Genomic DNA, 26738 nt, shown 5'->3' with positions numbered 1-26738 from the left:
ATATCGGCGGCGGCGACGGATCTGGCACGCCACCGGTCCTCGCTCCACCGGAAGCGGGACCTGATCAGGTAGCCTGTCAGCCGAAACGGGCGCAATGTGTCGGTTGTCAGTCGCCGATCCCCGGGACCGTGGTGAGTCCTGGAGGCTGCCGACTGGGAACCGGCTCCGCCCCAGACGCCCAGGCGAAGTGCGCCGGGCACGATGAAAGGAGCCTTCGTGGCTGAACCCATCCGCGTCAGCGGTCCCATTTCGGGTACCGACAAGACGCTCACGTTCGAAACCGGCAAGCTCGCCCCGCAGAGCCAGGGCGCCGTCGTCGCCACCATCGGTCGTACGACCGTGCTCACCACGGCCAACGCCGCCCGCGACGTCCGCCCGGGCGTCGACTTCTTCCCCCTCACCGTCGACGTCGAGGAGCGGGCGTACGCCGCCGGCAAGATCCCCGGCTCGTTCTTCCGCCGTGAGGGTCGTCCCACCGAGGACGCCATCTTGACGTGCCGTCTCACCGACCGGCCGCTGCGCCCGTCGTTCGCCAAGGGCTTCCGCAACGAGACGCAGGTCGTCACCACCGTGATCGGCGCCGACCAGGAGAACCCGCACGACGTCCTCTCCATCAACGCCGCCTCTGCGGCCCTGATGATCAGTGGCATCCCGTTCGAGGGGCCGATCGGCTCGGTCCGCGTGGCCTACTCCACCGACGGTGAGTGGATCCCGCATCCCACCTTCGCCGAGGGCGAGGCCGCCACGTTCGAGCTCGTCGTCGCCGGGCGTGAGCTCGAGGATGGCGACGTCGCCATCATGATGGTCGAGGCCGGCGGCACCGAGAAGTCGTTCGCCTACTACGCCGAGGGTGCGCCCAAGGTCGACGAGGCCGTCCTCGCCGGTGGCCTCGAGGCCTCCAAGACGTGGATCAAGGAGTCGATCGGCCTGCAGCGCCAGCTCGTCGCCAGCGTCATCGCCACCCAGGGCCCGATCGAGCCGCTGCCGTTCGAACCGGTCCTCGACTACGGCGACGACGTCTACGCCGCCGTCGAGCGCGTGGCCACCGAGGCGCTCACACCGGCCGTGACGATCGCCCTCAAGGCCGACCGCAACGCCGCCATCGATGCCGCCAAGGACGCCGCGCTGGCCGAGCTGGCCGGCACGCCCGAGGCCCCCGGCGAGTTCGCCGGTCGCGAGGGCGAGATCAAGCAGGCCGTCGGCAAGCTGGTCAAGCAGCTCGTCCGCAGCCGCATCGTCAACGAGGGCCTGCGCATCGACGGCCGTGGCGTCGCCGACCTGCGCTCGCTGTCGGCGGAGGTCGGCGTGCTGCCCACGGCCCACGGCTCGGCCATCTTCCAGCGCGGCGAGACCCAGGTGATGAACGTCCTCACGCTGGCGATGCCGCGCATGAACCAGCTGCTCGACACGCTCACCCCCGAGACGCAGAAGCGCTACCTGCACCACTACAACATGGCGCCGTGGGCCAACGGCGAGACCGGCCGCGTCGGTTCGCCGAAGCGGCGCGAGATCGGCCACGGTGCCCTCGCTGCCCGCGCCGTGCTGCCGGTGGTGCCGAGCCAGGAGGACTTCGCCTACACGCTGCGCCTCGTGTCCGAGGTGATGAGCTCGAACGGGTCGACGTCGATGGCGTCGGTGTGCTCGTCGAGCCTGTCGCTGATGGACGCCGGCGTGCCGATCAAGGCGCCTGTGGCCGGCATCGCCATGGGCCTCGTGTACGCCGACGGCAAGTACACCACGCTCACCGACATCCTCGGAGCCGAGGACGCCTACGGCGACATGGACTTCAAGGTGGCCGGTACGGCCGACGCGATCACCGCTCTGCAGCTCGACACGAAGATCGACGGCATCCCCGCCGACGTGCTCGCCGCCGCGCTCGAGCAGGCCAAGGTCGCCCGCCTCGAGATCCTCGACGTGATGAACGCCGCCATCGACGCGCCCCGCACCGAGGTCGCCGAGTCGGCGCCCAAGATCACCACGATCCACATCCCGATCGACAAGGTCGGCGAGGTCATCGGGCCCAAGGGCAAGGTCATCAACACCATCCAGGGTGAGACCGGCGCCGACATCAGCGTCGACGACGACGGCGTCCAGGGCATCGTCACCATCGGCGCCGTCGAGGCCTGGCGCATGGAGGAGGCCAAGGCCGCCATCCTCGCCATCGTCGACCCGCCCAAGGCCGAGCTCGGCAAGACCTACAACGGCCGCGTCGTGAACATCACCAAGTTCGGGGCGTTCGTCAACATCCTTCCCGGTCGTGACGGCCTGGTGCACATCTCCAAGCTCGGTGGCGGTCGCCGCATCGCCGCGGTCGAGGACGTGCTCACCCTCGGTCAGGAGATCGAGGTGCGTGTCGACGAGATCGACGACAAGGGCAAGGTCAGCCTCACCCCCGTCGGCGACGCGCCCGCTGCCGACCGCGACGGCGATGCCGTGCCGGCCGTGGTCGGCGCCGAGACGGCAGCGGCCTCGGAGTCCGCTCCCGCGGGCGAGGCCGTGGTCAACGTGTCGTTCGAGGAGACGTTCGACTCCGAGTTGCGCGACGAGCTCGGCGACCTCGGCCCGGCCGGTGACGACCGTGGCAACGGTGGAAACGGCGGTGGTGGCCGTCGTGGCGGCGACCGCGACCGCGGCCGCCGCCGTCATCGCTGAGCACTCCGGCGTCGCGAAGGCCAGTAGTACCTCTGTGACCGACCGGATCAGTCGGCTCGACAACGGCCTGACGATCGCCACCGACCGTGTGCACGGCGCACGGTCGGTGGCCATCGGCGTGTGGGTCGGCGTCGGGTCGCGTGATGAGCGTCCCGAGCAGGCCGGTGTCAGCCACTTCCTCGAGCACCTGCTGTTCAAGGGCACGCCCACGAGGTCGGCGACGGACATCTCACGTTCGGTCGACCGCGTCGGCGGCGACATCAACGCCTTCACGGCCAAGGAGTACACGTCCTACTACTGCCGGCTCCCGAGCCGGCACACGGCCTTCGGGCTCGAGTTGCTCGGCGACGTGCTCACCCACTCCGAGCTCACCGACAAGGACGTCGAGAGTGAGCGCCAGGTCATCCTCGAGGAGCTGGCGATGGACGACGACGCGCCCGACGACGTCGCCCTCCGCACGCTGACGCAACAGCTCTTCGCCGGTCACGGCCTCGGGCGGGACACTGCAGGGGAGCGCGAGACCGTCAGGTCGATCACGGCCGACGACGTGCGGTCGTTCTTCGGCGCCCATTACACGACGCCCGTCACCGTGGTCGCCCTGGCCGGCGACGTGGATCACGACGATGTGGTCGACGCCGTCCAGTCGGCGTTCGCCGACATGCCGACGACCGACGGGCACATCCCGCGGTCGGCACCGGCGGCGGTCGGTGAGAACGTCGACATCGACGACGATTCCGAGCAGGTCCATCTCGCCATCGGCGGCCGGTCGCTCCGTCGGGACCACCCCGATCGTGAAGCGCTCGACGTCGTCAACCACGTGTTCGGCGGGGGATTGTCCAGCCGTCTGTTCGACGAGATCCGCGAGCGCCGCGGCCTCGCATACAGCGTGTACTCGGCGACGTCGGCCTACGCCGACGCCGGCGCGTGGTCGGTGTACGCCGGTGCGATGCCCGAGCACGCCGGTGAGGTCCACGGCCTCGTGCTGAGCGAGCTCGAGCGACTCGTCGACGGCGGCATCACCGACGAGGAGCTGGCGATCGCCGTCGGCTACCTCACCGGCGCCTACGAGATGGGCCTCGAGGACACCGGCGCCCGCATGAGCCGCCTCGGTGGGATGCTCGTCACACTCGGCTCGGTCCGCAGCGTCGAGGACCAGCTCGCCCGCTGGGAGAGCGTCCGCCGCGACGACGTCCAGCGGGTCATCCGCGACGTGTACGGCGCCGCCGCTCCCGTCACCGTCGCCGTCGGCCCCGAGTACTGAGCGATGACGGGATGTGCTCAGGCACATCCCGTCAATGGTCAGCGCGCTGCCGCTAGGCGAGCAGACGGGCTTTCTGCGCTCCGAACTCGGCGTCGGTGAGCACTCCCTGCGTTCGCAGATCGTGCAGCTTGGCCAGCTCGTCCGCCGTGCTCGCCGTTGTGCCCGAGCCGGCGACGTCCTGCACGTAGGACCGGAAGGCGGCCTCTTGTGCCCGAGCGCCATCGACGTCGCGCTGGGCCATCGACCGACCGCGTGCGATCACGTACACCAGCGTCCCGAGCCAGGGGAGGACGACGACGAAGATGGCCCAGAGGGCCTTGGCGAATCCGCCCAGATCGCTGCTCCGGAAGATGTCGACGATCACCCGGAACACGAGCATGAGCCAGGCGATCAGGAGGAAGGCGATCAGGAGGGTCCAGAGCAGACCGAGGATTGGGTAGTCGTAAGCAAGCACGGCGGTGTCTCCAGGTTGGGAAATGGGGTGGATGGGTGAAGTGGATGGAATTGCTACGGAGCGGAGCGGCTCATCGCCAGGTGTGGACCTCTTGGTGCCGTTCAGCACGGGCGTGGTCGGTCCAGCGCTTGAACACGACGATCGGCAGCAGCAGACCTCCGACGAGCGCCACCACCCAGACGATGACGGCGGCGAGCACCCACGTGCCGAGGCCATGGATGCGCAGACCGTCGGACACGACATCGGTGACGATCAGAGCGACAAGGGTCGACACCAGGGCCGAACTCCCTGCCAGCGCCGTCACCCGGTCCAGGCCGAGCAGAGTGAGCGCAGGCTGGATGAGCAGCTGCACCGCAGTGAACACTCCGACCGCGATGAGGAACCCGCGGACGGCCAACGACATGTCGTCGAGCGCAGTCGCCGCGGCGATCAGCCCGAGAGCATTGCCCGCAACCATCATGACGACGCGCATCAGCAGTCGGATCATTGCGGCCAGCTCCTGTGCGAGTCGGGTGTCACGCAGCAACGATGGCCCTCCGGCGCACGGCCCCGTCACGTAGGAGGATCCCTACAGTCGCGGAAACTGTGTCGGGCGACGTCGGGCCGGCCCCAGCCTCCCGCCGTGACGTGGCGTGAGGTGGCCTGGCGATAGGGGTATCCCAACTTGTGCCGACGACCGGCGGGTGTTCGAGTCGGCGCATCGTGGGCAGAGACGACAACGCGCGAGATGTGGAGCATGTCGCTCCCGAACCTGCACTGCGAGCCGGCTCGATGCTGACCGGTCACGGCGGGCAACGCGGCGGCCAGGGCGCTTTGCTGGCCGCTCTCCGGCGTCGGCGGGGTCTTCGTGTCGGACTCGTGCAGCTCGGATACGTGAGCGTGGCCGTCCTCCTCGCGTTCGCGCTGCCCGAGGTCGGCGGCGGACCGCGAGCCCATCGTGAATCCGTGGCGCCACTCCTGCTCGGCATCTCCGGCGGACTGATCTCGTTCATCGCTCTCGTGTTCTCGCTGCTCTTCCTCGTCGTGCAGCACGGCAACACGGCGTTCAGCCCTCGTTTCACGCTGTTTCGAGACGCGCCGATCGTCTGGCACTCGTTCAGCTACTTCACCGCGGTGCTGGTGTTCTGCAGTACATCGGCGGTCCGCATCGGCCCCGACGCCGAGGACGTCTCCGCTGCCGTACCCATCGCTGCCGTCGTCATGGTCCTCGTGGCCCTCGGGCTGTCCCGAGCGCTGCAGCTCCGGGCGCTGCGCTCGCTGCAGTTCAACGATTCGATGGAGCAGATCCGGCGGCGCGGCGAAGAGGTGCTCTCGTCGATCTACCGCACGACGTCCGGTTGTCGGCCGCCGGTCGACGCTGAGCGGCCGCCCGTCGTCACCGAGGTGAGGTGGCAGCGACCGACGACCCTCCTGACCGGGATCGATCTGCGCGGCCTGCTGCTCGAGGCGCGTCGCCTCGACGCCGTGATCGAGATGAAGCCGATGATCGGCTCGGAGCTCCGGCGGGGACTGGTCGTCGCCGAAGTACTCGCCTCGGCGCCGGTGGACGCTTGCAGGGTCCAACGGTCCCTCGCCACGGGCACCGACCGGAAATTTCCCCAGGACCCGCTTCTCGCCTTCCGGCTGCTCGGCGACATCGGGAACCGGGCCATGTCGCTGGCCGTCAACGACCCGGCCACGTGCGTCGATGCGCTCGGTTGCATCTTCGACCTCCTGGCCGTGGTGATCGACAAGCAGCTCGACTTCGGCACGATCGCCGACGAGGACGGGACGGCTCGTGTTCACCTGTCGCTCCCCACGTGGAACGACTTCCTGGCGGTCGCGGTGGACGAGATCGCCCACTTCGCCCGGCGTTCGCCGACCGTCGAAGCCCGCTTGCGGGACCTGATCACGGACCTGCTCGCACTCGCGCCCGCCGACCGACGGGACGATCTGGAGACCCGACTCGTCTCGTTGACCCACACGACCACAGGGAGAACCTCGTCATGATCATCATCGGAATCCTCTTGTTCGGCATGCTCGTCGGGGCGGGCGCCCAGCTGATACTCGGCGAGGCCGGTCGCGGTGTCGACTGGGGGACCGCGCTGGTGGCCGGTCTGCTCGGGTCGCTCCTCGGCGGCATGGTCGTCAGCCTCGCCGCCGGCGACGGCTTCGATCTGCGCCCGAGCGGTGTGCTCGGCTCGCTGGCCGGTGCCCTGGTCACCACGGCCCTGTGGCGCTGGTGGCGGGCCCGTTCGGCGTGAGTCGGGCGGGCCGAGTCCGGCGGGCAGAGTTGGGCGGGACGTCAGGCGGGATGAGTCAGGCGGACGAACCGTCCACCGCGTCGATCGCCTCGGTGACCGTCCGATGGACGGGCACGTCGCCGTCCGCCTCGATGGCGAGCAGGTCACCGACCTGGCCGAGGTCGTGGGCGATCACCAGTCGCCGGCCGTCCCGCTCGAGGTCTCCTGCGGTCTCGCTCAGCATCCGCACGGCCGTCACGTCGATCGACGGCACCGCCCCAGCGTCGAGGATCACGGCGCGGGTGTCCGGTCGGCTCGCCGCCTCCTTGATCGCCGATCGCACCGAATCGGTGTTGGCGAAGAACAGCCCGGCCTCCACACGCAGCACGACCACGCCCGGCACGGGCCGGTTGTCGGGGTGGCGATCGACATCGCCGAACTGGTCGGAGGTTCCAGGCACCCGTCCGAGCACGGCGATGTGCGGCGCCGAGGCCCGGCGCAGCAACAACAGCAGCGACACGACGACGCCGAGGGCCAGTCCGGGCAGCGCTTCGAAGAGGAGCACGCCGACGAGCGCAGCGATCGCGGCGGCGAAGTCGGGCCGCGCCGCCCGGCCGTAGATGCGGCCGAGATCCTGCGTGTAGAGGCGATAGAGCCCACGCAGCGCGCCGACGTCCACCAACTCGATGACCGCAGCGATCACGATCGCCGCGAGCGTCGGTTCCGGCAGCTGTTCGAACAATCCTGTGAGGAACAGGAGCGTGACGATCGTGAGGCCGGCGGCCACCAGACCCGACAGCTGGGTCCGGGCCCCTGCCGATCCGTTCACGGCCGTCTTCGAGAGGCTGCCATTGACCACCATGCCGCTGCCGAGGCCTGTCGCCAGGTTGGCGGCACCGAGACCGATCAGCTCCCGATTGGGGTCGATGACGTCGTGCTCCCGCGCCGCGTACGCCTTCGCCGCTCCCAGGCCCTCGACAAAGGCCACGAGCATGATTCCGGCAGCCGCGCCGGTGGCCCGCAGACCGTCTCTGAGCGAGCTCCCGTCGGGCCATCCGAGCGCGGGGAGCCCGCTGTCGATCTCGCCCACGATCTCGACCCCGTGCTCGTCGAGGCCGAACAGCGTGACGGCGACGACCCCGACGACGACAGCCACCAGCGAGCCGGGGACGAGTGGCAACCACTCCCGGACAGCGATGACGACGAAGAACGACACGGCGCCGATGGCGAGGGAGCGACCGTGGGTGTCCCCGAGCTCCCCGATGAGATGCCAGCACTGCTCGAAGAAGTTGCCGCTCTCCTTCTCGACACCGAGCAGTTTGGGGACCTGGCCGACGATGATGGTCAAGGCCAGGCCGATGACGAAGCCCTTGAGCACCGGTTCGGAGATGAAGTTGGCCACGAACCCGAGCCGCAACACGCCGGCGGCGAGCGCGAGCACTCCGGTGACGAGCGCCAACACCGCGGTGAACGCCAGCACCTCTCCGGGTCCGCCAGTCGTCAGATCGGCAACCGCTGCTGCCGACATCGCCGCTGTCGCCGACATCGGGCCGACGACGAGATGCCGAGAGCTCCCGAAGGCCGCGTACAGCACGAGCGCCGGTGGCGCGGCATAGAGCCCGACCACGGGAGAGACCCCGGCGATCGACGCGTAGGCGAGAGACTCCGGGACGAGCACGGCCCACACCGTGAGACCGGCGACGACGTCGGCACGGAGCCAGCGCCGCCGGTATCCGCGAAGCGATGCGAAGAGTGGGGCGGCCGGGGGAGCGCTCATGAGGTCGACCCCGGCCGCCGATCCTCGGGCGCCCGGTTCGTGTCAGGCCTCGTCCGCGAACACGTCACGAAGCTTGGCCTCGTCCTCGTTCGACAGGTTCGTGTGGATCAGCTCCGCCTCCACACCCGCGAATGCCTCCCGCACCTTGTCGATGACCGCGTCGCTCGACAACAGGAACAGGGCGGAGGTCCCAGGTGTCACCTTCGCCTTGACCGACTCGATGAAGTCGTCGTCGATGCCCACGTCGGCCATCGACCCGCCGATGGCCCCGGCAGCGGCGCCGATCGCCGCCCCGAGCAACGGGACGAAGAACAAGATCCCGAACAGCAAGCCCCAGAAGGCGCCGCCGACCGCCCCCGAACCGGTGAGGTCGTTGGCCTGCCGGGTCTTGGGCTTGCGTTTGCCGGGTTGCCACTCCACGATGGCCGCGTCGTAGATGTTGATGAGCTGTTCCTTGGCCAGCTCGATCAGCGTGTTCTCAGCTTGCGCCGCCCCGGTCGGGGAGTCGAACTTCCATGCCGTGAGTGTTGCCATCGTGACCTCCTGTAGCGATCTGACTGGACTGCCGGCCATTGCATCGATGTCGGCGAGGGCGTGGTAGTAGGCAGTCCCCTACGAGTGGCCCGGTGGTTCGGCGAGGCGTCCGTCGTTCACGGCCACGGCGAGCTCCACCCGGGACCGGAACCCGGTCTTGCCGTAGATGCGCGAGAGATAGACCTCGACCGTCTTCGAACTCAAGCTGGTGCGCAGGGCCACCTGACGGTTGGTCAGCCCCTGAGCGACGAGGGCCGCGACGTCCTGCTCGACCGCGGTCAACGTCCCGGCGCCACTGGGACCGGCTGGGACCCGGCGTCCGAGACGCCGCAGCTCGTTCGCCACCGCCCGCTGCTGGTACGTCGCTCCGAGCCCGCCGAGATCGCGGTACGCCTCGAGCAGAATCGCCGCGTCAGCGGTCATCGAGCCGATCGTGGCCAGTGATCGAGCGGCATCGAACTCGAGCCCCCGCTCGACGGAGAGTTCACGGGCGTGCCGCGCCGCCTCCAGGTCCCCGTCGACGACCGCGCTGGCGCGGAGCTGGAGCATGTTCATGGCGGTGGCCGTCTCGTCTGTCGGCAGCGCCTGCAGGCGATCGTTGGCGGCCCGGGCGCCCGGCAGGTCGTCGGCCGCGAGGAGCACGTCGACGGTCCGAGCGAGCGTGACGGCCAGCACGCCGACTCGGTCGGAGGAGGCCGTGCCCCCCGCCGCCAGAACCGCGCCGGCCGTCCGATGGTCACCGCGCACCAGATGGAGCTGCGCGACGGCCGCGTCGACGAGCTGGCGAAGCGGATGCGGCCGGGCGGCGTCGAGGTCGACAGCGATGGCGTCGGCCGCGGCCAGTTCGCCTCGCTCGGCGTTGCTGGCGATGGCTGGCGCGACCGACAGGGCGTGCAGCAGGTCGGCCCCGTAGGCGGTCCTCGCCGAGTCGGCGTGCCGCAGCGAGTCTCCGAAGTGCCCCTGCCGGAAACGTGCATATGCCACGACGGCGTCGAAGGACGGGGTGAGTGGCCCCTGGTCACCCGCCCGGACGACGAGATCGATCGCGACGGCGGGGTCGAGATCGAGGGCATTCACGAGAGCGACGTGCAGCAGGGCCACGGCGCGGTCGGCCGGGTCGCAGCGGGAGAGCTGCGCCTGGACCCGTCTGCCGAATGCTGCGCCGCGATGAAACCGGCCGGCGCCGACGGCGAGGTGCATCTCGACGAGGTCGGCCAACCAAGCATGCTCCGCCGGCCCACGCGCTCGGGCCTCGTCGAGGCACGCTCCCGCGGCTGCCAGTCCGCCGTCCCAGATGTGGACGACGGCACGGTGGAGGAACAGGGCGCTGCACCGGGTCGCCGGGTCGCCGAGCGCGTCGTCGAGGACGGCTCCCGCCCGTTCGAGGTCGGCCCCGGCGACGCGGGGTCGTGCGGCCAGAACTGCGGCCCGCGCTCGGACGGCGCCGGGAGGCGCCACGCGGAGCACGGCGTTGGCGAGTCGCTCCGCCTCGTCGTGGCGAGCGCAGAGACCGAGCGCGCTGCTGAGGCGGAGCTGGGAGTCGACGACGGCGGGGTCGTCGGGGGCGAGTCGGGCCAGCGCCGCGTCGTACCAGCAGGCAGCGGAGCGGGCATCACGGTCGGCGACGAGGTCGCCGGCGGCGGTGAGCAGCCGGGCGGCGGCAGGTCCGGGCTGTCGGGATCTGCGTACGTGACCAGCGACCTCGACGAGCGTGTGGGCGTCGCCGCTGTCGACGCGTCGCCTGAGCCGATCGGCGACATCGCCGTGCCACCGTTGCCGTGTGGCCGGACCGATGGAGCAGTAGACCGCGGTGCGCACCAGGGCGTGGCGGAACCGGTACCTACCGTGCCGAGAGCTCAGCACCCGGCCGTCGACGAGGCGATCGAGCGCGGCGGTCACCCGCTCGGCCGACAGCTCCGTCAGCGCCGATACGAGACGGAGACTGCCGTGCTCGGCGTCGCCGAGCACGGCAACCGCTGCGGCGACCCGCCGGCAGTCGGGTCCGAGACGTTCGACGTTGTGCAGCACCGCCGTCGCGACGCGCCGGGGCAGCGACACCTCGCCGTCGGCCGGCAGGTCTCGGGCCGTTACCGCGTGCATGACGGACGGGGACTCCGCCATGGCGCGGAGAAGCTCGACTGCGAAGAACGGCACTCCGCCGGTGATGTCGTACAGCAGATCGGCGTCGGGTCGGCCGAGTGGTTCGGTGGTGACCGCGGCGGCGAGCTCGTCGAACTCCGTTCTCGACAAGCCGCCCAGCTCGACGGAATCGAGCCGGCCGTCCGTCGACGAGGAGGTCCTGCCGGCGGGGATCCCGGCGCGGCCGGGCGACCGCCGGCTGGTCGCCACGACGAGCACCCGCCCGTCTCGCCGTCGCCTCATCAGCTCGCGGATCAGCTCGGCCGAGGCCGGATCGAGCGCGTGCACGTCGTCGATCGCCACGATGACCGGGCGGCGGAAGGCCATCGCCTCGAGCAGTCCCGTGAAGGCGTCGATCACGGGGCCGTCGCAGCCACGGTCGCCGCCCGACCACCCGGCCGGGGCGGCGGCGATCGCGGCCAGGGCAGGGGCTGTCTCCACGCCGGACGAGCCGGTGTGCAGTGCCTCCAGGGAGAGCCGGAGGGGGGCGTACGGAACGGCACCGTCGAGCACGTCGCCATCGACGACGACCTCGCCGAACCCGCTGGCTCTGGCGACCTCGCGGAGCTGACACAGGAACGCGGACTTGCCCGTCCCGGCGTCGCCTGTGATCAGCAGCGATTGCTGCGAACCGGCACTGGCGCGCCGCAGCAGCGCGCCGGCGCGCTCCAGGACGGCAGCGCGCCCGATGAACGGCGGCGTGCAACGGTGCTCCACCACGGTCATGCCTCCTCATCCGATGCCGTCACCAGCCACGCCTCGGCGTCGACGATCGCCGCCCTCGTCGAGTCACCGACGAGCTCCGTTGCCGGGAACAAGTGCACGGAACCCGCGGTCGCCAGACCTCGTCCGGAGCGCAGACCTTCGTTGATCTCGGAGCTCAGGCCGGAGAGATAGAGCCGGCCGCCGCCTTCGGCGAGCTGCCGGGCATAGGCCGCGACGACGAGGAAGAACGTCGCCCCCAGTGTCGTGCGGCCCCGCAGCCTGAGCACCACGGCGGCGTGCCGAGTACCGCTCGGGTCGGGGAGCTGCGACTGCAGGGTGCGGGCGCCGGCGTAGAACAGACTCCCGTAGACGGCCAAGACGGTGACGCCGTCGCTGCGCGCGAGTGCGGGGGCGGGGCGTTCGGCGATGCGCCCGCCGGACGGCACGAGCTCCACCACCGCCAGGTCGATCGCCTCCTGGTTGAGCTGGAGCAGCAGCGACACCACGACGCCGAGTCCGACGGCCGCCGGAACGGGCAGCAGCAACGTGGCGACGAAGGTACTCACCAGGGCGATTCGGGAGTTGGGCCCGGCGCGCCAGATCGTCGTCATCTCTCCGGGACGGATCGAGGCGGTCGCCGCCACGACGAGCACCGCGGCGAGCGTCGGCATGGCCACGACTCCCACCGCCGGCGCAAACGCAACGAGGATGATCAAGACCCAGATCCCCGCGAAGATCACCGACCAACGGGAACGCCCCCCGGCGCTGACGTTGAGCGCCGTGGTCCCGACCGAGCCTCCCACCGGGAGTCCCCGAAACAGTGCCGAGGCCACGTTGCCGACCCCCTGGGCGACGAAGTCCTGATTCGTCCTGGCGGGTCCGTCGCCGTTCGGAGCAGACTCGGCCACCCCTGCGCCCTGCACGAGCACGATCGCCGCGATGGCCATCGCACTGCCGATCAGCGTGCCGTCGAGCAGGCCGAGACGAGGCCACGCCAAGCTCGGAAATCCCGACGGGATCGGTCCGGCGTCGTCGACGCGGGCGATCTCGACGCCGGCGACGAGCACCACCGCTGTCGGAACGATCAGGGCGACGAGCGTGCTGATCACGGCGAGCCTCGTCCGGGCAACGCCGACGAGCGCCGCGATCGCGCCGATGCCGACGAGCAGCGACGGGAGGTGGACCTGACCGGGATGGACGAGGATGTGCAGTGCCTTGGCGACGTTGGTGCTGCCGCGGCTCGGCGAGCCGGTCAGGTCGGCGAGCTGGCCGCAGACGATGTTGACGGCGATCCCGGTGAGGAAGCCGATCATCACCGAGTGCGACACGAATCGCGCATACCGGCCGAGCCGGAGCAGGCCCGCCAAGAGCATGAATCCGCCGGCCAGCAGCGTCAGCAGGACCAACGCATCGGCGCGCTCTGCCTGGTCAACCGAACCGAGTGCCGAGCCGGCGGCCAGGGCCGCCGCGGACGTCGTCGTGATCACCATCCGCCGGGTGCTGCTGGCCAGGCCGCCGGCTACCGGGCCGGCGAAGCTGGCATACAGCCCGGCAACGGGAATGACCCCCGCCAGCACGCCAGCGGCCATTCCGTCGGGGACGCTGCTCACCGCCACCGGGAGACCGGCCAGCAGGTCGGATCTGAGCGTCGCGCGCCGGAGGGCCCGCGATCGGAGCCACGGCCCGACCGACCCCCACCGAGATCGGACACGTGATCGTCTGGCTGTCGTCACGACTCGGAGAGGGACATCGGTCAAGGCTCCTTTCGGCCCGCCGGCGGCGACGAGCCGCCCGGCCGGCCGGTCCGACCGTAGGGACGCGCTTGCGTCGCTGTCACGTAGGGCGTTCCCTACTCGCCCTGCACCCCGCATCGTGGTCGACTCGGGCGGGTGATCTCGGCTGCATCGGACATAGACGACCTGCTGACGAGCGGTCAGGTGACGGGATGGGACGTCGCCCTCGCAACGATCGCAGTGGCGTTCTCCTGGATCGCCGGGCGCGGAGTGCGCCGTACCGTCCTGCGGCTCGCCGGCCGGATCGAGGGGGTGGGGGAGGACCTTCGCCAGTTCGTCGCTCGACTCGCCAAATACCTCGTGTGGGTCGTCGGGGTCGGGGTCGCGCTGGGGTTTCTCGGGGCCCAGGTTCAGCCGCTCTTGGCCGTGGCCGCAGTCGTCGCCGTCACCGGGGTGTTGGCGCTCAAGGGGATCGGCGAGAACTTCGTCGCCGGCTTGGTGATCCAGACCCGGCACCCGTTCCAGCGGGGCGACCGGATCGAGGCGCTCGGCCACGTCGGCACCGTGGTCGACGTGAACGGACGCACGGTGGTCCTCGAGACCGGCGACGGCCGGACCGTGCACCTGCCCAACGCCGAGGTACTGCAGCACCCCATCGTGAACGTGACGGCGACGAGACGGCAAAAGGCAGAGGTGGAGGTACGGGCCGACGCCCGGGCCGGCCTCGACGCGGTGCTCGATGCGCTCGCTGCTGCCCTGGACCCGCTCGGCGCCGGGCACGAGCAGCCACGGATCACGATCAGGTCGATCGGAACCGGCTCCTTCGTCCTGCACATCGGGGTGTGGCACGACGTGGGCGACACCGCGTCGGAGACCGTGAGGGCCGTCGCCGCCGCCCTGTTCGATGCGGGGATCGCGGCGACGGTCAGCTCGCCGCCTCCGGCGGGTAGGGAGGTGCCGGCGTAGCTCACGTTCCATCTCGCCCCCGTCGGGCGCCGACGAGCTCGTCGCGCTGGACGGCGACCGCGAGCTCCACTCGAGATCGACAGCCCGTCTTCGCGTAGATGCGGGAGAGGTAGACCTCGATCGTCTTGGGACTGAAGCTCATGCGCCGGGCGATCTGGCGATTCGACAGCCCGTCGGCCACGAGCCGAGCGATGGCGTGGTCGTCGTCGCTGAGCTCTCCGTCCTGGAGCCGACGGCGTCGCGGACCGCCGCGGTGCTGGCGGATCAGCCGCGCGGCGTCGCGCTGTCGCTCCACCGCGCCGATGACCGCGAACTCGTCGTGAGCGAGAAGGATCTGCTCGGGGTCCCCCTCGATCTGGCCGAGGAGGAGCGCGGCGCGCGCGGCGTCCGACGCCAACTGATGGCGGACCGCGCAGACGCGCGCCCTGCGGGCGGCCTCGGGATCGCGTTCGGCCACGGCGGCGCTGATGGCTCGCCGGACGGTGGCAGCGAGGTTTGCCCCGTCGTCGGGGAGTTTCTGCATCTCTGCGTTGGCCGCGATCGCCTCAGAGCGGCGCCCTGCGGCCACCGCCGCGTCGACGACCTCAGCCAGGACGGCGGTCAAGAGGTTGACGCGACCGACGTCACGCTCTCGCCGAGCCGCCCCGTCGAGCACCGTGAGGGCGAGGCCGGGCTCGCCGCGCACCACGTGCAGACGGGCAACGGCGCAGTCGACGAGCGACGGCAGCACGAGCCGGCTGCTGCTTCGAGCCCGTTGGCGGAAGCGCTCGGCGCCGTCGTGGTCACCGAGCTCGGCACGCGTCCCGATCTGGACGGCGTGGATCACGCTCGCCGCGAAACCGCTCGGGGCATCGCGGGACGCCGCGGCCGCCTGCTCGATCGTCCGCTGAGCATCGGCCAGCCGACCCTGTCGCCACAGGGCGACGGCGAGGCACGCGTGATGCCAATCCGCCATCGCTGATCGGGGCGCGATCCCATCGGCATCCACCAGCGCGGCTGCCGGATCGAGTTCGAAGGCGGCGACCACGCGCAGATTGGACTGGACGCAATGTCGCGCCGGTGCCGCGAGGCCGTCGAGACGGGCACGGAGCCGCCCGGCGATCTCCGATCCGCGGAGGGCGTCACCGCGCTGAAAGCACAGCTGCATGTCGAGCGCGTCGGCTTCGGGGTCGGCATCCCCGACGGCCAGGCTCCTCGCGTCGGCAAGGTCCTGTGCTGCGGCGACGAGTTGGCCCTGCCAGAACCGCACCCAGCCGCGCTGGACGAGCAGCCTGCTCGGCGACACGCCTCGTTCGTTCCCACCGCTGAGCGCGGCATCGACGAACATCGCGGCCAGCTCGAAGCGAGCCGATGCGGCGGCCGCCCGAGAAGCGATCAACGCTCCCCGTTCCCGTTCCGGCCCGGGGCCGAGTGCTCGGAGCGCGGCGACGGTCACTCGTGCGGCCTCGTCGTGGTGGCCGCTGAGGTCGAGCGCGTGGCCGAGCGAGAGCTGGAGGGACGGGACCGACGGGTTGCTCGGGGCCAGGCGGCCGAGCGCGTCCCGATACCAGTCGGCTGCGGCGCGCGGATCGTCGTAGACGACCGCGTCGCCGGCGTCGCGCAAGAGCCGGGCGGCGTCTGGATCGCGGCCACCGCTGCCGCGACGGAGATGCCCGGCGATTTCGAGGACGGCGTCCGGTCGGGAGGCCGAGCGCTGCCGGGCGAGCAGATCGGCGGCACGTGAGTGCCAGCGGCGGCGGACTGCCGGGTCCAAGTCGGCGTACAGCGCTTCGCGCACGATCGCGTGAGCGAACCGGAACGTGGCCTCGTCGGGAACCAGGATGAGCGAGCGGACCAGGGCGTCGAAGGCCTCGCCTGTTCGGGCGACGTCGAGACCCGTCAGCTCGCCCAGCAGACCGAGCCGATCGAGCGTCGTCGACCCGAGTACGGACGCGGCGGCCGCAACCAGTCGTGCGTCCGCGCCTTGCTCGAACACCCGATGGAGGACTGCCGTCGTGACCCGTCGAGGCAGCGCGAGGTCCCTCGCCCGGGCCGCGACCAAGGTGGACGCGGGGTCCACACCGGCGGCGAGGAGCACGTCGAGCAGCTCCACCGCGTAGAACGGCAGTCCGCCGGTCCGGTCTCGGATCATGGACACGAAGCCGGTGTGCGGCATGATCCCAGAGCGCACGCCCACCAGCTCGGCCACATCGTCCTCACCGAACATGTCGAGGTGCACGTCTCTGGCTCGTCCGCCGTCGGTGAGGCGACGAACGTGGTCGGCCAGATCGTCAGCCATGCGCTCGTCCCGACAGGTGGCCACGACGAGGACCCGATGGTGCCGGAGGTGGCGGACGAGATAGAGCACGGCGTGTGCGGTTGCCCGATCGGCGGAGTCGAGGTTGTCGACGGCGACCAACACGGGACGTTCGGCGGCCGACGACTCGAGACGATCGCGAACGCTCTCGAGCAGCTCGAGGTGTGTTCTGACGCCGGTGACATCCGGAAACGCCGCGCGCAGGTCTCCGAGTGGGAGACCTTCACCGCGGACGTGGACGTCGACGACGTCGAAACCCCGCTCCCGTGCGAGCGAGACCGTCCAGGAGAGCATCGTGGTCTTTCCGCTCCCGGCCACACCGTGCACCACGCCGTGGCAAGGGTGCCCGTCCACGGCGCGCTCGACCAGCTCGGTCAGTCGTGCCCGCTCGGTTCGTCGGCCGACGATCCGATCGTCGGCCGACACGCAGCGGTGGTACGCGTTGGCGGCCACGTCCAGCACCTCGTCGCTCTCTTCCCGTCCCGGAGTGGGACGGTAGGAGCGAACCAGCCGGCGGGGTGAGCCGTCGTCACCCCGGCCGGGGTGAACGCGCCGCGGATGGCGAATCGCCCCAACCGGGGTGAGGCGCGCTGAAGCGAGCGGCGCGACGCTGGGCGGATGAGCGCCAGACACGTCGACATCACGATCAAGGGCGAGGCGAGCGGCGAACTCGTCGCGATGCTGGGTCTGCCCACCGTCGCGGTCGGTGGCGGGGTCACCCGCCTGCGGGCGGACGCCCGTGACCCCACGACCGTGGACGGGTTGCTGGATCGGCTCGACGACCTGGGATTGGAACTGCTCGATCTTCGCGGCGGTATCCGGGCCCCGACCCGGCCCGATGCGGCGATCCCCGGCACGCCCATCACGTGATGGGCCGCGTCGAGATCGACTACGAAGTGTCGTTCAAGGGAGCGGCGAGCGACACGCTGTGCAGCGCGTTCGACGATTGCGGCGTGACGATCGCGCCGGGGCGTACGATCGTGGCGTGCCCGCAGGCGCGGCTGCACGACGTGCTGGACCGGCTCCAGACGTTCGGGCTCGAGCTCCTCGACGTCCGTCTCGTCGCCCGCGCCCGCGATGGGTAGATCTCGTGGCCTCAGCGTCGAGCCGACGCGTCGGCCGGCTCCGTGACCGCAACGGGTCCCGAACCGAGCACTCCGGCCGTCCGGAGCTGGGAGATCGCGACGACACCGGCGGCGGTGACGGGGACCGCGAGCAGCACGCCGAGGAAGCCGGCGATCGCTCCGCCGGCCGTCACCGACAGCGCGATCACCAACGGGTGGAGCGTCACCGCCCGACCTTGAATCCACGGCTGGAGGACGTTGCCCTCCACGACCTGCACGACCAGGACGACAGCCAGCATCACGAGGCCGGGTCCGAGCCCGGAGTCCCCCAGCACGAGAAGCACCGCGACGAGGCCGGACAGGAACGCCCCGATGAAGGGGATGAAGGCGGCGAGGAACGTGATCAGGAAGATCGCCGCCGGTTGTGGCGCACCGACCACGAGCGCGCCGGCGAGGATCCCCGCAGCGTCGATGGCCGCGATCACCGTCTGGGCACGCAGGTATCCGCTGAGCGTCGACCACGCCCGTCGGCCGATGCGATCGGTCAGGGCACTCGCTCCTCCCACGCGCGACACGAACCACTCCCACATCGCCGCGCCGTCGCGCAGGAAGAAGAAGCCGGCGATGAAGCCGAGTAGCAAGGAGGTCCCGACCGAAGCCACGGTGGGCACGAGATGCACGAGTCCCTCGAGCAAGGAGCGGAGGGCGGAGGCTGTGGCGGCGCCGATGTCGGCGGAGAGATCGCTGCTCGTCGACGGCTCGAGCCCGGCGTCGGTCGCCGCATCCTCCAACGTCGTCCGGCCCCGCGACACGAGCGCCGTGATCTCGTCCCATTGGTCGACGACGGTGAGGACGACCAGCCACGCGACCATGGCGGCTGCGAACATCAGGGCGAGGACCGGGAGCCCGGCGGCGAGGCCGCGACTGACCCCGCGACGGCGCAGTCGTTCCGACAGTGGATGCAGGCCGCAGGCGAACAGCAGTCCGAGCACGACCGGTACGATGATCGAGGTCAGCGCGACCGTGCCGGCGACCACGATGGTCACGGCGACGGCGATGGCGACGATGCGCCAGGCGACCCCGCCGACGCGATCGAACCACGGCGGCACGTTCGGCTCGATCATCGGATCCACCTCAGCCGCTGAGTCCACCGATGCCGTCGCCGATCAACTTCGCCGCGAGGATGACGAGCACGACCATCATGATGGTGGCGTTGTGCGCCGACAGGAACTGCTTGACCGCCTCGAGCTTTGCCGCCGCGCTCGTGGGAGCGACCAGGTAGAGCGTCACAGGCCCCAGGACCGTCAACGACCCGACGATCACGAAGATCGCCAGTGCCGCGACCGTTCTCCCGCCTCCGAGCCCTCCCTCGGCGACTGACGCCGCCGCGGCCACGGTGAGCGCGAGGTTCTTCGGGTTGGCTCCCGAGAGCAACGCCCCGAAGCCCGCCGCCCTGAGCGGCGTGAGCCGGTCGATGGACTGCATCCATCGGGGCATCTCAGGTGCCTCACCCGGTGCCGGACGCTTGCGCCACTGGACGATCGCCAACGCGAGGAACACGACGCCGAGGGCGAGCTTGACGATGCCGACCGCGGTCGACGGTCCCGAGTCCGGATCGTCGGCCCCCGAGGCAGCGAGCGCGATCACCGCCGCGACAGCTGACAACCCGAACATCCATCCGGCGGCGAACGACGTGCCGGTCGTGCCCGCTCGTGGGGTCCCGAGCATCAGGATCACCGCGATGATGGGCACTGGGCTCAGAGCGACACCCACCGCCAACGGCAGCAGTGCGCCGATGGCCTCACCCACCGCTCGCCTCCTCATCGCGAGTTCGGCCCTCCGCAGGGTCGGCCGTCGCGGCCCCACGAGCACGGCCGGCGTCCTCGTGGGCGCGGTCGACGAGTCCTTCGAGGTGACCGAGCAGGTCGAGCCACCCTGAGAACGACCGGGTTCCATACCGAGACTCGACGGCACCGCGGACGCCTCGAGCAGGACGCGTCGCGAGATCGAGACGAATGACGACGTCGAGTTCGGATCGCACGGCGCGATCGTCGGGGTGGCACCCGCGCTCGTGAAAGTAGGTGAACCACTACAGATCCGCCGTGCCGACGGCGGTCCGTGGGCGTCGGGAAACCCCTACTTGCGTGACGAGCCGCCGTTCGACGCCGTTGATGCCATGGACGGGCCAACCGAACTCCATCGGCAGACCAGGTCGACCGGCGTCCAACGGTCGACGTGGTCCCACCGAAACGTCGGACCCCGCCGTACCTCACGTCCCCAGGAGCACTGCCATGCCGATCCACGTCAACGTCGACAACTTCGCTCGCGCCGAAACCGAGCGCATGTTCGCTGATCTCCAGCGGGACGCCGGCGGCGTGAACCGCCTCCGGCACAACCGCGAGCCGGCTTCGGTCGACGAGCAGACGGTGATCCGGCTGAACCGGGACACGCTGTACAGCTTCGGCGTCGTCGACCTCGCCGGGGGCGCCACGGTCACGGTCCCCGAACACGGCGATCGATACGTGTCGGTGATGATCGTCAACCAGGACCACTACGTCAACCGGATCCTGCACGAAGCGGGTGAGCACCATCTCACCAGCGAGGAGTTCGGGACCCGCTACGTGGTCGTCGCCGTGCGCACCCTCGTGGACCCCAGCGACAGCGCCGACGTGGCCGAGGTGGCCGCCTTGCAGGACCGCTTCGGCATCGTGGCGCCGTCCGCCGTCCCGTTCGAGATGCCCGCCTACGACCCGACGAGCTTCGACGAGACGCGTAGCGGCCTGCTGGGCCTGGCGCGTGGGTTGGACGCGTTCGACAGGATGTTCGGGACGCGGTCGGAGGTGGATCCGGTTCGCCACCTCATCGGCACGGCCGCGGGTTGGGGCGGCCTGCCCACCAGCGAGGCCACCTACGTCGGTGTGGACCCGCGACTGCCGGTCGGCGCGTACGAGCTGAACGTCGGCGACGTACCGGTCGACGCGTTCTGGTCGATCTCCGTCTACAACGCCGCCGGATACTTCGAACCGAACCCCGCCGGGGCCTACAGCGTGAACAGCGTGACCGGCGTGCGTGAGCAGGACGGATCGATCACCGTTCGATTCGGCGATCACGGACCGTCCGCCGCCAACGTGATCCCGATCAGCGAGGGCTGGAACTACCTCGTCCGTCTCTACCGGCCGCGCCCGGAGATCCTCGACGGGACGTGGCGGTTCCCGTCGCTCCAGACCGGCGATCGCCAACAGGCCGGCACGGCGGCGTCGTGAGCACCGACCGAGCAGGCGGCGTCGACCGAACGCCACGGCCCCCGATCCGGACACCACACGACGACGACAGGAGACACCGATGAATCCGACCGAGGCCCCGATCGAGCTCGCGGTCATCGAGTTCCCAGGCAGCCGGTTCAACGGCGAGATCGTCCCCGCCCTCGCCGAGCTGGTGGATGCAGGCACCGTGGCGATCCTCGACCTGGTCCTCGTCTCGAAGGGCGCCAATGGGGCAGTCGCAGCGATCGAGGTGGGAGAGCTCGCCGATGAGGAAACGGCGATCTTCGACCAGCTCGACGGCGAGATCCACGGCTTGCTGAGTGACGAGGACATCGAGATGATCGGCGACGCGCTCAGCCTCGGCAGCACGGCCGCCGTCGTCGTCTGGGAGAACACGTGGGCCCGCCGGCTCGTCGAGGCCGTCGCCGGCGCCGGCGGTCAGGTGGTCGCCCACGATCGCCTCGATGCCGAGACGGTCCGTTCCTCCCTCGCCCTGCTGGCCGGCTGAACCCGTTCGCCGGCCAGCTCACACCCCAGTTCAAGAGAGAGAGAGAGAGAGGAGATCGGATGTTCGTACGACGTCCATTCGTGCGTGCCGGGAGGCCAGGCCTGATCGGCACGGCCGCACGGACCGCGGTCGTCGCCGGGACGGCCACCGCCGTGGCCGGGAGGGTGGCGCAGCGCCAGCAGGCCCACGCGACCCAGGCTGCCGAGGCCCAGGCCTACGAGCAGCAGCAGGCAGCGGCTCGCTCCGGGCCCCCAGCGCCGAGCGCCGGCACCGGCGACATCGCCGAGCTCCAGCGCCTGGCGGACATGCACAGCCAGGGCCTCCTCACCGATGACGAGTTCGCCGCGGCGAAGTCGCGGTTGCTCGGTCTGTAGAGGCCGACTTGCATGACGGATCGCTCTCCGCCCGTGTGCGGTTCCTCGCAGAGAGTGCGAGGGAACGTGGAGCGCTCGTGCTCGCGCGCGACCGCGAGGCCGCCGGCTCCGTCCTCGGAGGCGCGATCGCCTTCCGGCTCTTTCTCTTCGTCGTTCCCTTCGTGCTGCTCCTCGTCGGACTGGCGGGCTTCATGGAGCGACAGCTCGACGAGGAGCAACTCGAGTCGGCCGGCATCGCCGGCACCATCGCCGCCCAGATCGACGCCGCTGTCACCCAACCGGACAGCGCACGATGGCTCGCCATCGGACTCGGTCTCGTCGGCATGGTGAGTACCGGACGGACCTTGAGCAAGGTGCTGGCGCAGTCGAGCTGCCTGGCGTGGCGGGTACCCGTCCGGGCTCGCCCGTCGGCCCGCCTGATCGGCACGATGATCGGACTGTTCATCGGGGTCGGCCTCGTCGCTGTCGTCGTCAACTCGCTGCGCCTTCACTTCGGCGTCGGCGCAGCAAGTGCGTCGTTCGCCGTGGCCGCAGCGCTCTACGCCGGCGCCTGGATGGTGCTGTCGGGCCTGCTGCCGCACCCCACATCCGACCCGGGTGTGCTCGTGCCCGGAGGGCTCATCGTCGGCATCGCTCTCGCCGGGATGCAGGCGGTGAGCCAGCTCTACCTGCCCCGCCGATTCGCCAGCGCCTCGCAGCTGTACGGCGCGCTCGGCATCACGGTCGTGACCCTCGGCTGGTTCTTCATCGCAGCTCGCGCCATGGTCATGTCGTTCGTCGTCGATGCCGTCGTCTACGAGCGCTTCGGCAGCGTATCGCGTGTCGTCTTCGCGCTGCCGGTCCTGCGCCGGCTGCCAAGCCGTTGGCCGCAGATCGGACGGGTGTTCCAGCTCGACGAGGATCGCGGGTGACGCCCGAGCCTGCCGGCGAAGCTGGCTCGGACGTTGCGCCGTCGCTGCGCGGTCGCGTCCGAACGCTCACCGCGGCTGTGTGCGGCGTGCTCGCGGTCGTCGTCCTGGAAGGGGCGGTGTTCGGAACGTGGGCCCGAGCGACGATCCTCGACACCTCGACGACGGGCTCGATCGCCCACGACATCGCCGAGGAGCCCGAGGTGCAGGCAGCGCTCGCGACGACCTTGTCCGAGCTCGTCGTCGACCACCTCCGCCTCCCCGACGACGTCGTCGCCGAGCTGCCCCCCGCTCTCGACGAGCTGCGGCCGGCGTTGCGCGCCGGAGTCGACGAGCTCGTCGAGCGGGTGTTCCGCGCCGTGCTCGACGATCCTCTGGTGCCCGACGTGGTCGCCCGCATGGCCATGCGGGCCCACGATGCTGCACTGCGGCTGTTGTCGGGCGACGGCATCGTCGACGGCGTGTCGGTCGCGGACGGTGAGGTCTCCCTGAACCTGCTCCCGCTTCTGTCGCGGGGTCTCATCGAGCTCGAACGGCGCGGCGTCAGTGCCGTCGGCGAGATCCCTGAGCTGGCCGTCGACGGCGACCCCGACGAACAGGTCGCCGCCCTCGAGGCGGCGACCGGCCGTGACCTTCCCGACGACTTCGGTCAGCTCGTGATCTACCGGACCGACCAGGTCGGCGACGGCGGCGGCACGGTGGGGGCCGCGCAGCAGCTCACCGTGGTGGCCCGGCGCGGCCTCTTCCTGCTCGTCGCCGCGGCGATCGTCCTGCTCGCCGCCACGATCGTGCTCGCCCGCAACCGGTTGGCGGCCGCGGTGCGCTTGGGCGTGGGGATCGCCGCGGTGTCGGTGGTCGCCCGTGCCGCTGTCGGAGACGTGGTGGACGACGGTCCCGAGCTGGCCCACCGCCCGTCGGGCCGGGCGGTGGTCGAAGCGGTCCTGGAGAGCGTGACCCCTGGCCTCGTGCGCATCTCCGGGGTCGTCCTGCTCGTCGCGGCCGTCGCCGTCGCGGTGGCGTCATCGCGGCGCGGCTGGCCTCACGAGGACCTCGTCCTCGTCGTGACGGCCGGGACCGGGCTCGCTGTCGTGGCCCTGCTCGGGTTCTCCGTGTGGACGCTGCTCGCCGGACTCGCCGCGGCGCTTCTGGTGATCCCGGTGTCTCGTCGACTTCGCTCCTCCTGACCCAGCCGCCGGCCGCGGACCAGGAATGCGCTCGCGGGATGGTGCCTGGCACCCTCCCGCGCGCGTCGACGGCGGGCGGACCCGCTCGGTCGCCCTCAGGTCAGGTGGAGACGGCGTCCGGCGGAGACGGCCTCGGAGCGGGAGGTCACGTCCAGCTTGCGATAGACGCTCTTGACGTGGGTCTTCAGCGTGTTGATCGAGATGAACAGGGCGTCGGCGATCTCTCGATTGCTCAGCCGGGTCGACAGGTGCCGCAGGACGACGAGCTCGGCCGGGCTGAGCGCTTCGACCGGTCGACCGGGCACACCGTGCGGACCGGTGTGCATCGATGAGAGCGCCGCGGCACCGTGCCTGGCCAGCTCACGCCCGTACCCATCCCACGGACCGGTGGGAACGGCGTCGAGGATCCGCAGTACCGCCGGGCCGGCTCGAACGATGCTCCGCACGAAGCGGTCGGGGGCGCCGATGACGAGTGCCTCGCGGAGGGCGTCGGCCGCCTCGGCGAGGTGGGGGGCCACGAGTGCACGCAGCACCGCCCGGTCGAGCCGCTGCCGCGTGGTGGCGGCTTCGGGGAGGTCGTCGACGAGTGCTGCAGCGGCGGCGACGTCCCCTTGACGGAGATGCCAACGCGCCTGGTCGATCCGGTCGGTCGGGACGCGGCGCTCTGGGCTGTGCGTGGATCCGGTGGGCACGGTCGTCAACTCGAGCCGCTGGCGATCGGCCTCGCGCTCGAGGCGGGCGAGGAATGCTCCCGATGCCTCGGGCACCAACGCCCGGGCGCGGGCGAGCCACTCAGCCGCCGTCTCCGCGTCTCCCTGCTCTCGAGCCGTCGCCGCTTCCTGCAGGGCGACGGCGCACCGGACCGGAGGCTGGCCGAGACTGTGGGCACAACGGCCGGCCTCGGAGAGCGCGGCTCGCGCCGCGTCGTCGTCCAGACGCTCCGAGCTCACCCCGCCGATGGCCAACCAGGCGTACACGCGTCCCGGTTCGAGGTCTCCCAGTCCCATCTCGTCGGCCGTGCGCAACGCCATCGAGGCGAGCTCGTCGGCGCGGGCCAGGTCGCCGTCGAGGAACGCGATCCACGAGCGCAGAGCGGGAAGGCGCACGTGATCGACCACGGGATTGCCGGACATCACGCGCAGCCCCCAATCAACGGCCTCGCGTGCACCGTCGACGTCGTCGGCATCGAGGTGCGCCCGGACACGGAGCGAGTGGAGTCCGGAGACCCGATTCGAGTCGAGCCCGTCCAGCGCCGCGACGCCTGCCTCCGCGTGATGTACGGCCTCGTCGGCTTGGCCGCGCAGGAGGTGGTGGGCAGCCCAATCGGCATGGAGGTAGCGGCGGACCTCGGCCGTGGGGGTCGGATGTTCGGCCGCGGTGCGCACCAGCCAGCCTGAGAAGTCGTCGGTGGGCGATGTCACCATCAGGCTGGTCAGCACGGCGAGCAGCCTGATGGGGTCGTCGGTCACCGAACGCTCGCCGTACTCGTGGAGCCAGAGCCGCGCCGCCGCGTCGCTGACCTCCAGGTCGACGGCCGAAAGGCCGTGACCGAAGGCTCGCCTCACGGTGTCGCAGGCCCGCGCCGCGTCACGGTGGGCGATGGCCAGGCGCATGGCTGCCACGTACAGGCCCCGGTCCTCGAACGCCGCGGCCGTGTCCTCGACGAGCTGGTCGTACCTCCTGATGCTCGCCATCCGGACGCGGGCCCGGAGGAACGCCCCGAACAGGTGGTGATACCGGAACCACTCGCCGGAGTCACCGATCGGAACGACGAAGAGGCCGGCCGTGCGCAGATTCTCGAGAAGGGCACCTGCATCGTCCCGCCCGCTGAGCCGCGCACACAGGTCGGCGTCGAACTCGTCGAGCAGGCACGTCGACAGCAGGAAGTCGACCCAGTGCTCAGGTAGCTCGCCGATGACCTCGTTGACGAGGAAGTCGGTCAGCGTCAGGTCGGTCGTTCCGAGGGCGTCGAGGAACTCCGCACGATCGGCACTCCGGCTCAACGACATGGCGGCCAGCTGCACAGCGGCCGGCCAGCCTTCGGTGATCGTGTGCACGCGCTCCAGGTCGGCCGGGTCCAGCTCGACGCCGTTGATGTCGAGCACCATCGCGGTCTCGGCGCCGGTGAACCGCAGGTCGTCGGTGCGCAGCTCGAGGAGATCGCCGGCGAGTCGTCGTCGCGCCAGCGAGAACGGGGGCGCCCGGCGACTGCCGATGAGGAGCCTGGCGTTGGGTGGGAGGGCGTGGACGAACGCGGCCAGAGCCTCAGGCGTCGGCTTGGCGAGGTGCAGGTCGTCGATCACGATGTCGATGCGCTGACCGATCTCGGCGATGTCGTTGGCCAGGCCCATGGCGCCGTCGCGTGCGTCGGTGGCGTTTCGCCGAAAGGTCGCAACGAGCTCGTCGCCGAGACCGGGCCAACGAGTGGACAAGGCGCCGACGAGACCGGTCCAGAACCGAGTGGGTTCACGATCCGAGCTGTCGCAGGACAGCCAGACACAGCCGTCGGCGTTCGTCGCCGCCCACGCCGCGAGGATCGTGGACTTGCCGAAGCCGGCCGGCGCACAGACCGTCGCCACGCGCCACGTCGATGCGTCGAGCTTCGCCTGCAGCGCTGGTCGCGCCACCGTCGGCCGCATGACGACGGGCGCGGTCACCTTGTTCGACGCGATGGACCGGACGCCCACGACGTATCCTC

At 70.6% G+C, this 26738-nt stretch carries 23 protein-coding genes; 13 read left to right on the top strand and 10 right to left on the bottom strand.

The features are described from left to right. Positions 1–201: 201 nt before the first annotated feature. Both DN771_RS23230 and DN771_RS23225 read left to right on the top strand, forming a co-directional pair. On the top strand, positions 202–2652 hold the full coding sequence (locus DN771_RS23230) for a polyribonucleotide nucleotidyltransferase (RefSeq protein ID WP_116999955.1): 2451 nt from the start codon (positions 202–204) through the stop codon (positions 2650–2652). Next, on the top strand, positions 2579–3913 hold the full coding sequence (locus DN771_RS23225) for a M16 family metallopeptidase (protein ID WP_162942317.1): 1335 nt from the start codon (positions 2579–2581) through the stop codon (positions 3911–3913). Before DN771_RS23230 ends, DN771_RS23225 begins: the two co-directional genes overlap by 74 nt. A gap of 52 nt (positions 3914–3965) precedes the next feature. On the opposite strand, the gene DN771_RS23220 is transcribed toward DN771_RS23225, so the two are convergent. Further along, positions 3966–4367, bottom strand: a complete 402-nt coding sequence (locus tag DN771_RS23220) for an SHOCT domain-containing protein (protein WP_205528737.1) — start codon at positions 4365–4367, stop codon at positions 3966–3968. A 70-nt stretch (positions 4368–4437) separates the two neighbouring features. Beyond that, positions 4438–4854 carry a phage holin family protein gene (locus DN771_RS23215; RefSeq protein ID WP_116999953.1) on the bottom strand — a complete coding sequence of 139 codons (417 nt, stop codon included), beginning with the start codon at positions 4852–4854 and terminating at the stop codon, positions 4438–4440. Between the two features lie 386 nt (positions 4855–5240). Here DN771_RS23215 and DN771_RS23210 point away from each other — a divergent pair, with 386 nt between their 5' ends. Together DN771_RS23210 and DN771_RS23205 are read left to right on the top strand one after the other, a co-directional pair. Next, on the top strand, positions 5241–6356 hold the full coding sequence (locus tag DN771_RS23210; protein WP_162942316.1) for a DUF2254 family protein: 1116 nt from the start codon (positions 5241–5243) through the stop codon (positions 6354–6356). Continuing rightward, entirely contained in the window at positions 6353–6610 is a 258-nt protein-coding gene (locus tag DN771_RS23205) for a GlsB/YeaQ/YmgE family stress response membrane protein (RefSeq protein WP_116999951.1), read from the top strand. The genes DN771_RS23210 and DN771_RS23205 overlap by 4 nt, the downstream gene beginning before the upstream one ends. A 55-nt stretch (positions 6611–6665) precedes the next feature. Here DN771_RS23205 and DN771_RS23200 read toward each other — a convergent pair whose 3' ends face one another. The 4 genes from DN771_RS23200 to DN771_RS23185 all read right to left on the bottom strand — a co-directional run bounded on the left by DN771_RS23200 (position 6666) and on the right by DN771_RS23185 (position 13477). Then, a complete protein-coding gene (locus DN771_RS23200; protein ID WP_116999950.1) occupies positions 6666–8366 on the bottom strand; it encodes a SulP family inorganic anion transporter in 1701 nt (566 codons plus the stop codon). Positions 8367–8408: 42 nt separating this feature from the next. Next, entirely contained in the window at positions 8409–8900 is a 492-nt protein-coding gene (locus tag DN771_RS23195; protein WP_116999970.1) for a DUF1269 domain-containing protein, read from the bottom strand. A 78-nt stretch (positions 8901–8978) separates the two neighbouring features. Then, complete coding sequence (locus tag DN771_RS23190) at positions 8979–11765, bottom strand: ATP-binding protein (RefSeq protein WP_116999949.1); 2787 nt, start codon at positions 11763–11765, stop codon at positions 8979–8981. Then, a complete protein-coding gene (locus DN771_RS23185; protein WP_420810936.1) occupies positions 11762–13477 on the bottom strand; it encodes a SulP family inorganic anion transporter in 1716 nt (571 codons plus the stop codon). Before DN771_RS23185 ends, DN771_RS23190 begins: the two co-directional genes overlap by 4 nt. Positions 13478–13681: 204 nt before the next feature. Between DN771_RS23185 and DN771_RS23180 the strand changes: the two genes are divergently transcribed. Beyond that, on the top strand, positions 13682–14443 hold the full coding sequence (locus tag DN771_RS23180) for a mechanosensitive ion channel domain-containing protein (protein WP_162942315.1): 762 nt from the start codon (positions 13682–13684) through the stop codon (positions 14441–14443). Position 14444: 1 nt separating this feature from the next. On the opposite strand, the gene DN771_RS23175 is transcribed toward DN771_RS23180, so the two are convergent. Next, on the bottom strand, positions 14445–17192 hold the full coding sequence (locus DN771_RS23175) for a helix-turn-helix transcriptional regulator (RefSeq protein WP_162942314.1): 2748 nt from the start codon (positions 17190–17192) through the stop codon (positions 14445–14447). 165 nt (positions 17193–17357) lie between these two features. Between DN771_RS23175 and DN771_RS23170 the strand changes: the two genes are divergently transcribed. Next, positions 17358–17609 (top strand): hypothetical protein, encoded by a 252-nt coding sequence (locus DN771_RS23170; RefSeq protein WP_116999945.1) that lies wholly within the window; start codon positions 17358–17360, stop codon positions 17607–17609. Beyond that, positions 17609–17824, top strand: a complete 216-nt coding sequence (locus tag DN771_RS23165; RefSeq protein ID WP_116999944.1) for a hypothetical protein — start codon at positions 17609–17611, stop codon at positions 17822–17824. Before DN771_RS23170 ends, DN771_RS23165 begins: the two co-directional genes overlap by 1 nt. 11 nt (positions 17825–17835) lie before the next feature. On the opposite strand, the gene DN771_RS23160 is transcribed toward DN771_RS23165, so the two are convergent. Next, entirely contained in the window at positions 17836–18927 is a 1092-nt protein-coding gene (locus DN771_RS23160) for an AI-2E family transporter (RefSeq protein ID WP_162942313.1), read from the bottom strand. Between the two features lie 10 nt (positions 18928–18937). Then, positions 18938–19612 (bottom strand): GAP family protein, encoded by a 675-nt coding sequence (locus DN771_RS23155; RefSeq protein ID WP_116999942.1) that lies wholly within the window; start codon positions 19610–19612, stop codon positions 18938–18940. Between DN771_RS23155 and DN771_RS29780 the strand changes: the two genes are divergently transcribed. From DN771_RS29780 to DN771_RS23125, 6 genes are all read left to right on the top strand, one after another. After that, positions 19599–19742 (top strand): hypothetical protein, encoded by a 144-nt coding sequence (locus DN771_RS29780; RefSeq protein WP_162942312.1) that lies wholly within the window; start codon positions 19599–19601, stop codon positions 19740–19742. The two genes, DN771_RS23155 and DN771_RS29780, sit on opposite strands and share 14 nt — an antisense overlap. 352 nt (positions 19743–20094) lie before the next feature. Next, entirely contained in the window at positions 20095–21066 is a 972-nt protein-coding gene (locus tag DN771_RS23145) for a DUF1214 domain-containing protein (protein WP_116999940.1), read from the top strand. Between the two features lie 79 nt (positions 21067–21145). After that, positions 21146–21574, top strand: a complete 429-nt coding sequence (locus DN771_RS23140) for a DUF6325 family protein (RefSeq protein ID WP_205528735.1) — start codon at positions 21146–21148, stop codon at positions 21572–21574. A gap of 59 nt (positions 21575–21633) precedes the next feature. Continuing rightward, positions 21634–21948, top strand: coding sequence for an SHOCT domain-containing protein (locus tag DN771_RS23135; protein WP_116999939.1), 315 nt, complete (start codon positions 21634–21636; stop codon positions 21946–21948). Between the two features lie 77 nt (positions 21949–22025). Then, the gene (locus DN771_RS23130; protein ID WP_162942311.1) at positions 22026–22859 is read left to right on the top strand and encodes a YhjD/YihY/BrkB family envelope integrity protein; all 834 of its coding nucleotides are present in this window, start codon (positions 22026–22028) and stop codon (positions 22857–22859) included. Beyond that, the gene (locus DN771_RS23125; protein ID WP_116999937.1) at positions 22856–24040 is read left to right on the top strand and encodes a hypothetical protein; all 1185 of its coding nucleotides are present in this window, start codon (positions 22856–22858) and stop codon (positions 24038–24040) included. The genes DN771_RS23130 and DN771_RS23125 overlap by 4 nt, the downstream gene beginning before the upstream one ends. Positions 24041–24135: 95 nt before the next feature. Here the strand turns inward: DN771_RS23125 and DN771_RS23120 are convergent, their stop codons facing one another. Beyond that, on the bottom strand, positions 24136–26727 hold the full coding sequence (locus tag DN771_RS23120) for a winged helix-turn-helix domain-containing protein (protein ID WP_162942310.1): 2592 nt from the start codon (positions 26725–26727) through the stop codon (positions 24136–24138). Positions 26728–26738: the final 11 nt, after the last annotated feature.

This window comes from Desertimonas flava (genome assembly GCF_003426815.1).
In the GTDB taxonomy this organism is placed as follows: Bacteria; Actinomycetota; Acidimicrobiia; order Acidimicrobiales; family Ilumatobacteraceae; genus Desertimonas; species Desertimonas flava.
Note: the sequence above shows the minus strand (reverse complement) of the source record. Positions and strands in the feature narration are given on the sequence as shown.

Excerpts from the sequence above, each read along its gene's own strand:
- DN771_RS23230 (WP_116999955.1), top strand. The coding sequence starts at position 202 with ATGAAAGGAGCCTTCGTGGCTGAACCCATCCGCGTCAGCGGTCCCATT.
- DN771_RS23215 (WP_116999953.1), bottom strand. The coding sequence starts at position 4,854 with ATGATCCGACTGCTGATGCGCGTCGTCATGATGGTTGCGGGCAATGCT.
- DN771_RS23205 (WP_116999951.1), top strand. The coding sequence starts at position 6,353 with ATGATCATCATCGGAATCCTCTTGTTCGGCATGCTCGTCGGGGCGGGC.
- DN771_RS23200 (WP_116999950.1), bottom strand. The coding sequence starts at position 8,366 with ATGAGCGCTCCCCCGGCCGCCCCACTCTTCGCATCGCTTCGCGGATAC.
- DN771_RS23195 (WP_116999970.1), bottom strand. The coding sequence starts at position 8,900 with ATGGCAACACTCACGGCATGGAAGTTCGACTCCCCGACCGGGGCGGCG.
- DN771_RS23190 (WP_116999949.1), bottom strand. The coding sequence starts at position 11,765 with ATGACCGTGGTGGAGCACCGTTGCACGCCGCCGTTCATCGGGCGCGCT.
- DN771_RS23170 (WP_116999945.1), top strand. The coding sequence starts at position 17,358 with ATGAGCGCCAGACACGTCGACATCACGATCAAGGGCGAGGCGAGCGGC.
- DN771_RS23165 (WP_116999944.1), top strand. The coding sequence starts at position 17,609 with ATGGGCCGCGTCGAGATCGACTACGAAGTGTCGTTCAAGGGAGCGGCG.
- DN771_RS23160 (WP_162942313.1), bottom strand. The coding sequence starts at position 18,927 with ATGATCGAGCCGAACGTGCCGCCGTGGTTCGATCGCGTCGGCGGGGTC.
- DN771_RS29780 (WP_162942312.1), top strand. The coding sequence starts at position 19,599 with ATGGCCTCACCCACCGCTCGCCTCCTCATCGCGAGTTCGGCCCTCCGC.
- DN771_RS23145 (WP_116999940.1), top strand. The coding sequence starts at position 20,095 with ATGCCGATCCACGTCAACGTCGACAACTTCGCTCGCGCCGAAACCGAG.
- DN771_RS23140 (WP_205528735.1), top strand. The coding sequence starts at position 21,146 with ATGAATCCGACCGAGGCCCCGATCGAGCTCGCGGTCATCGAGTTCCCA.
- DN771_RS23135 (WP_116999939.1), top strand. The coding sequence starts at position 21,634 with ATGTTCGTACGACGTCCATTCGTGCGTGCCGGGAGGCCAGGCCTGATC.